This is a genomic window from Streptomyces sp. URMC 126 (assembly GCF_051386555.1).
Classification (GTDB): domain Bacteria; phylum Actinomycetota; class Actinomycetes; order Streptomycetales; family Streptomycetaceae; genus Streptomyces.
The window spans coordinates 1-7768 of the sequence record NZ_JBPQTX010000324.1 but is presented as its reverse complement, the minus strand read 5'-3'; the positions used below and the strand labels follow the sequence as shown (position 1 = coordinate 7768).

Annotated in this window: 7 protein-coding genes; 3 read left to right on the top strand and 4 right to left on the bottom strand. The window is 75.1% G+C overall.

All coding sequences use genetic code 11. From position 1 onward, the window contains the following. Positions 1 to 89: 89 nt before the first annotated feature. The 3 genes from ACSNOK_RS27940 to ACSNOK_RS27930 all read right to left on the bottom strand — a co-directional run bounded on the left by ACSNOK_RS27940 (position 90) and on the right by ACSNOK_RS27930 (position 4198). Complete coding sequence (locus tag ACSNOK_RS27940) at positions 90 to 2660, bottom strand: ATP-binding protein (RefSeq protein ID WP_436783565.1); 2571 nt, start codon at positions 2658 to 2660, stop codon at positions 90 to 92. Positions 2661 to 2867: 207 nt separating this feature from the next. Further along, positions 2868 to 3212 (bottom strand): STAS domain-containing protein, encoded by a 345-nt coding sequence (locus tag ACSNOK_RS27935; RefSeq protein ID WP_436783564.1) that lies wholly within the window; start codon positions 3210 to 3212, stop codon positions 2868 to 2870. A 137-nt stretch (positions 3213 to 3349) separates the two neighbouring features. Next, positions 3350 to 4198 carry a 3-hydroxyacyl-CoA dehydrogenase family protein gene (locus tag ACSNOK_RS27930; RefSeq protein WP_436783563.1) on the bottom strand — a complete coding sequence of 283 codons (849 nt, stop codon included), beginning with the start codon at positions 4196 to 4198 and terminating at the stop codon, positions 3350 to 3352. Positions 4199 to 4454: 256 nt separating this feature from the next. Here ACSNOK_RS27930 and ACSNOK_RS27925 point away from each other — a divergent pair, with 256 nt between their 5' ends. Beyond that, the gene (locus tag ACSNOK_RS27925) at positions 4455 to 5027 is read left to right on the top strand and encodes a cob(I)yrinic acid a,c-diamide adenosyltransferase (protein ID WP_436783562.1); all 573 of its coding nucleotides are present in this window, start codon (positions 4455 to 4457) and stop codon (positions 5025 to 5027) included. 20 nt (positions 5028 to 5047) lie between these two features. Here ACSNOK_RS27925 and ACSNOK_RS27920 read toward each other — a convergent pair whose 3' ends face one another. After that, positions 5048 to 5587 (bottom strand): hypothetical protein, encoded by a 540-nt coding sequence (locus ACSNOK_RS27920; protein WP_436783561.1) that lies wholly within the window; start codon positions 5585 to 5587, stop codon positions 5048 to 5050. 159 nt (positions 5588 to 5746) lie between these two features. Between ACSNOK_RS27920 and ACSNOK_RS27915 the strand changes: the two genes are divergently transcribed. Together ACSNOK_RS27915 and ACSNOK_RS27910 are read left to right on the top strand one after the other, a co-directional pair. Further along, positions 5747 to 6961, top strand: a complete 1215-nt coding sequence (locus tag ACSNOK_RS27915) for a sensor histidine kinase (protein WP_436783560.1) — start codon at positions 5747 to 5749, stop codon at positions 6959 to 6961. Further along, positions 6958 to 7632, top strand: coding sequence for a response regulator (locus tag ACSNOK_RS27910; protein ID WP_436783559.1), 675 nt, complete (start codon positions 6958 to 6960; stop codon positions 7630 to 7632). The genes ACSNOK_RS27915 and ACSNOK_RS27910 overlap by 4 nt, the downstream gene beginning before the upstream one ends. The last annotated feature ends 136 nt before the right edge of the window (positions 7633 to 7768 follow it).

The window sequence follows — 7768 nt, the reverse complement described above, 5'->3', positions numbered from 1 at the left end:
AGGACGAGCGGCGAAGCCGCGACAAGCGGGGTCTGGGGCGCAGCCCCAGGAAACGGCGAAGGGGCGGGACCGGGGCACCCCCACCGCGATCAGCCACCCGGCTTGACCGTCCCCGACCCGGGCGGGTCGCCCCCACCGGCAGGCGGCGTCGCCGGCGGCTGAGTCACCGGCGGCGGATCCGTCTTCGGCGGAGCCGTAGGTTCGGTAGGCGTGGTCGGAGGCTGCGGCTTCGTCGTCTCGCCACCCCCCGGCGTACGCGTCTCGGTCGGCCGCCCGCCGCCGGGCGTACGGGTCGGCGACGGCGAGTCGCCGGGCGAGGCGGAGCCCGACGGAGAAGGCGAGGAGCTCCCGGACGGCGTCCCCGACGGAGCACCCGTCGGCCCCGGGGTGCCGGGCCGCTCGGGCCCCCCGGTGGGCCGCCCCCGCATCGGAGCGGGCCCGCCACCCCCCGGCACCGGGTGATCGGCGGTGAGATCGGGCTCACCGTCCTGCTGCGAAGCCGACCGGTCCGGCTTGACCGCGTCCTGATCGCCCCCACCCTGCTCGCCGCTCCCGGCGGAGGTGCCGAGCGAGACGACGGTGCCGAGCACGGCCGCGAGGACGACGCCGGCCCCGGCCGCGGCCAGGTTGCGGCGACCGCCGCCGGCCATCAGCTTCTGCGCCCAGGCCTGAGGCCCGCCGGGCCGCTTCCCGGACGCCCCGGCAGGAGCCTTGCCGGCACCGGCGCCGGCACCCGCACCCGCACGCGGCGCGGGCACCCGCTTGATGGCCGCGGTGGAGACGCGGTCCGGGTCGGTGGTGAAGGGCGCCGGCCCGGCGGGCGGCGCGGCGGACTGCTCGCTGCGGGCCGCCGGGACCTCCTCGCCCGCGGAGCCGCGCGGCCCGCCGGCGGGCGCCGGGAACGGCGGTACGCCCGGCCGGACGGGCGCGGGGGCCGGCGCCGGGCGGGACCGGTCGGCGACCAGGGCGAGCGCCCGCCGGCTGGCGACGGCGCCGCGCTTGTCGGCGAGCACCCCGCGCAGGCCGGTGGATGCCTCCAGCTCGGCGCGGGCCCGGCCGAGGTTGCCGGTGCACAGCGCCAGAACGCCCAACTCGTGGTGGAAATACGCTTCTTCGCCCACTTCGCCGGCCAGCCGGGCGGCCTCCTGGCCGTGCCGGAGCCCGCGCTCCCAGGCGCTCCAGTGCAGGGCGCCCGCGAACGCCGGCGCGGCCGTGCGGGCCAGCAGCACGGCGGCGGCCGGGTGGCCGGGCGCGCCGGAGGTCACCAGGGCGGCGAGCGCGGCGAGGACGACGTCGGCCTCGGCGGCGATGCGCTCGGGGGTGACGGAGGGGTGGCCGGCCCACCAGGCGTAGTGCCGGGCAGCGGCGAGGACGCGCTCGGCGGCCCCCTCGGACCAGTCCGCACCGGACGTACCGGACGCGCCGGCGAGCTGCTCGGCGACCCCGGCGGCCACCCGGTAGTGCGCGCCGACCGCGGTGACCAGCCCGCCGTCGACCAGCTCGCCGACGGCCGCGTCGGCGTGCGTGTCCCCGACGAGCGCGGGCAGTTGGGCCTGGTGCGGTACCTCGCCGCCCAGGGCGAGGGCGAAGCGCAGCGTCTCGCGGGCCGAGTCGCCGAGCCGGGCGGCGAGCGCCACGGCGGGGGCGGTCCCCCGGGGCAGCGGCTCGCGCCGCGCGGCCGGGGCGCCGGCGCTCCCGGCGTCCTCGGGGATGCTGAACGGCCGTTCGTCGTCGCCCGTACCGGCCTCGGACGCGGCGGCGTCGAGCCGCCGCAGCAGCGCGCCGGCCTGGACGAAGCGGAGGGGCAGCCCGTCCGACTCGACCCACAGGTCGGCCGCCCAGTCGGCCTCCTCGTCGGTGAGCGGCCGGTCCACGGCCGTCTCCAGCAGCTCCAGGGCTTCCGTGCGGTCGAGGCCGTCGAGGGCGACCTCTTCGACGTGGGCGTCGGCGGAGGGGGCGGGGACGTCGGGCCGGGCGGCGAAGAGGAAGGCGCACTCCGGGGTGGCGTCCAGGAGTTCGTCGAGCGCGGCGCCGCCGAACTCCAGGTCGTCGAGGACGACGACCGCGCCGATCTCCCGTACGGCGGCCGGCAGTCCGGCCCGGTCGGGCCGGTACGACGGCGCGTGGTGGACGGCGGCGAAGAGCTCGTGGAGGAGGTCTGCCGTGGTGCGGTGGCGGCCGTTCAGGCGGACGACGCCGTCGGGGGCCAGGTGGGCGCAGTCGGCCGCGACGACGTCCAGCAGCGTGGTGCGGCCGGAGCCGGCGGGGCCGGTGAGGCGGACGGAACGGCCGCGCGAGAGCAGCCGGCCGAGCCGTTCGCGGACCTCGCCGCGGCCGATGAGCGGCGCCCCGGAGCGGGCGGCCCCGGCGGGCGGCGGCGGGAGCGCGGCGCGGTCCCGGTCGGCGCGCGCCTCGGGGTCGTGCCGGCGGGGTTCCGCGGGCAGCCGGCCGGGTGGGCAGGGCTCTATCTCGCTGCCGTCCACGGGGTTGACGGTGAGCAGGTAATCCCCCGCGACGAGCTGGACGACCCGGACCGGCGCCGGGCCCTGGCCCGCGTCCTCCGCCGGGGAGGCCGGGGAGGCGGGGGAGACCGGGGAATCCGTGCCCGCGCGGCCCTCACCCGGGCGCGCCGCGTCGGGTGTCCGGTTGGTCGGGTCCATGGTCAAAGCCCCCCAGTCGCGTGGCGTGCCGTCGTGTCCTCCCGGCCTGTCCGCGCTCTTCCGACCACCGGTCCGGCGCCCCGCGGGCTTCTGCGAAGCGACGGGAAACCGAACAGACCTTGGGACAGTATCGCCGACGGGGGGCGCCCACGGCGCCCCGGGCGTCACCCTCGTACGGGTAATCCGGACACTCGGCTCACACCCGGCTCATCCGGCACGTTCGCAGGCCGGGAACGGGGTGATGCGGCCCGGCTGTTCGGGGTCCTCGATGGCGAGGATCCGGTGCAGCCGGGTGGCCACCAGCACGCGCTGCATCCGGTCCGGCACCCCGCGCAGCACCAGCCGCCGGCCGGTGCGCCCGGCCCGGCGGTGGGCCCCCATGATGACGCCCAGTCCGGTGGCGTCCCAGGAGTCCAGCTCGGTGAGGTCGAGGACGAGGTCGCCCCGGCCGGCGTCGAGCGCGGAATGCAGGACCGTTCGGGCGTCCGCCGCGTTGCGGACGTCGAGGCGGCCCCCGACGACCAGTTCGGCGTGGTCGCCCCTGATGTGCATATGCGCTCCCCTGAGTGCTGCGTGGTGTGGGTGTGGCTCTAAAGAACTGACTGCCTCTCACACGCCAAGGTTGCCGTCCGTTAGCGAACCATTACCGAATTCACACGGCAGAGTGAACGGGTCTTGGCCCCGACGGGTCAGTACTGGTAAAAGCCCTGCCCGCTCTTACGGCCGAGGTCGCCCGCGTCCACCATCCGGCGCATGATCTCCGGCGGGGCGAACTTCTCGTCCTGGCATTCGGTGTAGATGTTCCCCATCGCGTGCATCAGGATGTCGACGCCGGTGAGGTCCGTGGTGGCCAGCGGGCCCATCGCGTGGCCGAAGCCGAGCTTGCACGCGGTGTCGATGTCCTCGGCGGTGGCCACGCCGGACTCGTAGAGCTTGACGGCCTCGCCGACGAGCGCGGTGATCAGGCGGGTGGTGACGAAGCCGGCCACGTCGCGGTTGACGACGATGCAGGTCTTGCCGACGCCCTCGGCGAACTCGCGGGCCTTGGCGAGCGTTTCGTCGCTGGTCTTGTGACCGCGCACCAGCTCGCACAGCTGCATCAGCGGCACCGGCGAGAAGAAGTGGACGCCCACGACGCGCTCGGGGCGGGAGGTGGCGGCGGCGATCTTGGTGATCGGGATGGCGGAGGTGTTGGAGGCGAGCACCGTGTCCTCGCGGACCATCCCGTCGAGCGCGCGGAAGATGTCGCGCTTGGTGTCGACGTCCTCGAAGACCGCCTCGACGACGACGTCCGCGTCGGCCGCCGCGTCCAGGTCGGTGGTGGCCGTGATCCGCCCGAACGCCTCGTCGGCCGCCTCGGCCGTCAGCTTGCCCTTGGAGACGAACTTGTCGTACGAGGCCCGGATCCCGTCGGTGCCCCGCTTCAGCGCCGCGTCGGTGACATCCCGGAGGACGACCTCCCAGCCGGCCTGGGCGGAGACCTGGGCAATACCGGAACCCATCAGTCCGGCTCCGACGACGGCGAGCTTCTTGGCCACGGCTGTCCCCTTTAATTCCTGTGCGCTTACCGGCGGTTCACTTACGGCTCCGCTGCGGACCTTAGCGCCCGTCACCGCGCTGGTGGGGGCAGAGAGATGCGCGTCACGTCCCAAATGACGGACATCACACCGGACACCGCGGCAGCGCGGGCGCATGGCTCAATCCCGTCACTTCCGTACCGCGGGTCACACCCATCCGGGCCCGGGAGCCCCGGCGCCGACCGCTCCGGAACCGGCCGCGGCTAGGCTCGTGGACATGGTCAATCTGACGCGCATCTACACCCGCACCGGCGACAAGGGCACCACCGCCCTGGGCGACATGAGCCGCACCGCCAAGACCGACGCCCGCATCGCCGCCTACGCGGACGCCAACGAGGCGAACGCCGCGATCGGCGTCGCCCTGGCCCTCGGCGAGCTGCCCGAGGACGTCGCCCGGGTGCTCGTCCGGGTGCAGAACGACCTCTTCGACGTGGGCGCGGACCTCTCCACCCCGGTCACCGAAAACCCGAAGTACCCGCCGCTGCGCGTGGAGCAGTCGTACGTCGACCGGCTGGAGGCCGACTGCGACCGCTTCCTGGAAGGACTGGAGAAGCTGCGCAGCTTCATCCTCCCCGGGGGCACGCCGGGCGCGGCACTGCTGCACCAGGCGTGCACGGTCGTGCGCCGGGCGGAGCGCTCCACCTGGGCGGCCCTGGAGGCGCACGGGGAGACCATGAACCCCCTGACGGCCACCTACCTCAACCGCCTCTCCGACCTGCTGTTCATTCTGGCGCGGACGGCGAACAAGGAGGTCGGGGACGTCCTCTGGGTGCCCGGCGAGAACCGCTGAGCACCCGTTGAGCGGGCGGATCAGGCGCTCGGAGCCCGTTTCGGCCACAGGGTGTAGCTCCCCGCGATCACCACATTGATCCCGATCACCCACAGCATCCGCGTCTGCCACATCCGCAGCGAGGACGTGTCCCCGGAGCTCCCCACGTACCAGACGGCCGCCTGGAGCAGCGCCAGGGCGACCACCGCGGACAGGATCCAGCGGCCGGCGGTCTTCCACTCGTGGACCGCCCGCGCCCGTCCGTACTTCGGCGGCCTCACCGGCGGCGGCCCGCCCGCGAACCGGTGGGCGAAGCGCTGGTCCGCCCAGGTCAGCATGGAGTGGCCGAGGCCCACGGAGAACCCGACGTAGACGGCGGCCAGGCCGTGCTTCCAGTCGGCCGTCGCACCGTCCCGGAGGTCCAGCGCGGTCACGGTCAGCAGCACCAGCTCCAGGACCGGCTCCACCAGCAGCAGCGCCATCCCCGCCCGCGGCATGCGCAGCAGGTAGCGCAGGCTCAGCCCGCCGGCGAGCAGCAGCCAGAAGGCCACCTCGCAGACGACGATCAACGTGACGACCATGGCGCTCTCCTCTCCCTCCCTTCCAGGCTCGTCGCCGGCGCGGGCCGGAGCCTCCTCACGCACGGTGATTCGCGACTGCATCCTTCGATGTACACCGCGCGCCGCCGCGCGCCCGGGCGGCGGACGCCCGCGCCCGCCCTCCCGTGCTGTGATGGCCCCATGCCCCGCTCCCTCCCGCACCGCGACGACCTGCTGATCGCGGCGGCCGGTCTGCTCGGCGGCCTCGTGCTGTACGCGCTGGGGCTGAGCAGCCGGCCGCTGTCCGGGCTCCCCCGGTGGGTGGCGCTGGTCGCGCTGGCCGTCATGGCCGCGACCGAGCTGCTGCGCCGCCGGAAGCCGCTGTTCGCGCTCGCCGTCGGCACGGCCGCGCTGACGGTCGACCTGTGCTCGGGCAACCTGGTCGCGACCACGGTGATGTTCACGGACCTGGTGTACGCGGCCGTGCTCTACGGGCCCCCGGCCGCGTACCGCGTCCTCCCCCGCGCCTGCGAGGCGGTCACCGTGATCGGGACGCTGCTGTGCCTCGCCCTCATCCAGCGGTCGGAGGCCGTGCTCATCGGACTCGCGCTGGCCGTGGTCACCATCGCGCCCGCCTGGACGGGCGTCGGCGTCCGGCAGCACCGCGACGCGGCCGACGCGGCCCGGCTCGCGGCCGAACGGACGGTCCTGCTGGCCGAGATGGACCGGCGCGAGGCGGTCGTCGCGGAGCGCGCGCGGATGGCACGCGAGCTGCACGACGTGGTCGCGGGCCACCTGTCGGCCATCGCGATCCACTCCACCGCCGCCCTGTCCATCGGGCGGGAGGACGCGTCCCGCGAGGCGCTGGGCGTCATCCGCCGGGACAGCGTCCAAGGTCTGGCCGAAATGCGCCGTCTGATCGCCCTGTTGCGCGGGGCGGAGGACCCCGGCGAGCCGGCCGCGACCCCCACCCTCGACAGCCTGGACGCCCTCCTCGACCGGACCCGCGCCGTGCTCCCGGACGGGCGCTTCACCGTGCGGCTCGACGACGCGCGCGGCCCGGAGCCGCTGCCCGCCCCGGTGGAGCTGGCCGCCTACCGCATCGTCGAGGAGTCGCTGACGAACGCCGTCAAGCACGCGGCGCCGGGTCCGGTCACGGTGGAGCTGACCGGCGCGGACGGCCGGGAGCGCGCCCTGACCGTACGGGTGACGAGCGCGCTCGGCGGTGACGGTACGGAACCGCGCGCGCCGGGCGCCGGGGCGGGCCTGGTCGGGATGCGGGAGCGCGTCGCCCTGCTGGGCGGCCGGCTGGCGGCCGGACCGGCCCCCGGGGACGCCGGCACCTGGGAGGTACGGGCCGAGCTCCCCCTGAACGACGTCGACGCACCCCCGAACGACAAGGAGAAGAACGCATGAGCGAGCAGGAACGGCCGGTCCGCGTGGTCGTGGCCGAGGACCAGGCGTCGGTACGGTCCGGGCTGGTGCTGATCCTGCGGTCGGCCCCCGGCCTGGAGGTGGCCGGGGAGGCCGCCGACGGCGAGGAGGCCGTCCGGCTCGCCCGGGAGCTGCGCCCCGACCTGGTCCTGATGGACGTCCAGATGCCGCGGCTCGACGGCATCTCGGCCACCCGGCTGATCGCCGGCGAGGGCCTCGCCGATGTGCTCGTCCTGACCACCTTCGACCTGGACGAGTACGTCTTCGGCGCGCTGCGCGCCGGCGCGGCCGGCTTCCTGCTGAAGGACAGCGAGGCCGCCGACTTGGTGGCGGCGGTACGGACCGTCGCCCGCGGCGAGGGCCTGATCTCACCGGCCGTGACCCGCCGCCTGATCTCGGAGTTCGCCCGCCGCGCCCCCGACCCCGCCGTGCACCGGGACGCCGCGGTGGTCGCCACCCTCACCCGCCGCGAACGGGAGGTGCTGGCCTGTCTGGGCGGGGGGCTGTCCAACGCGGAGGTCGCGGAGCGCCTGGGGATGGCCGAGGCGACGGTGAAGACCCACGTCAGCCGGGTGCTGGCCAAGCTGGAACTGCGCAGCCGGGTCCAAGCGGCCGTACTGGCACAGGAATTGGGCCTGGTCCAGACCTCTTGACCATTGGTACGGACCTTCTTACGCTCCCCTCACAGTCGTGGTGAGCGTCCTCGTCGAACGCACCCCCCTGCGCCGGGCCCGTCCCCCTCGCCCACGCGCGTGCTCACCTCGCTGCGCACAGGTCATGGAACCCCCC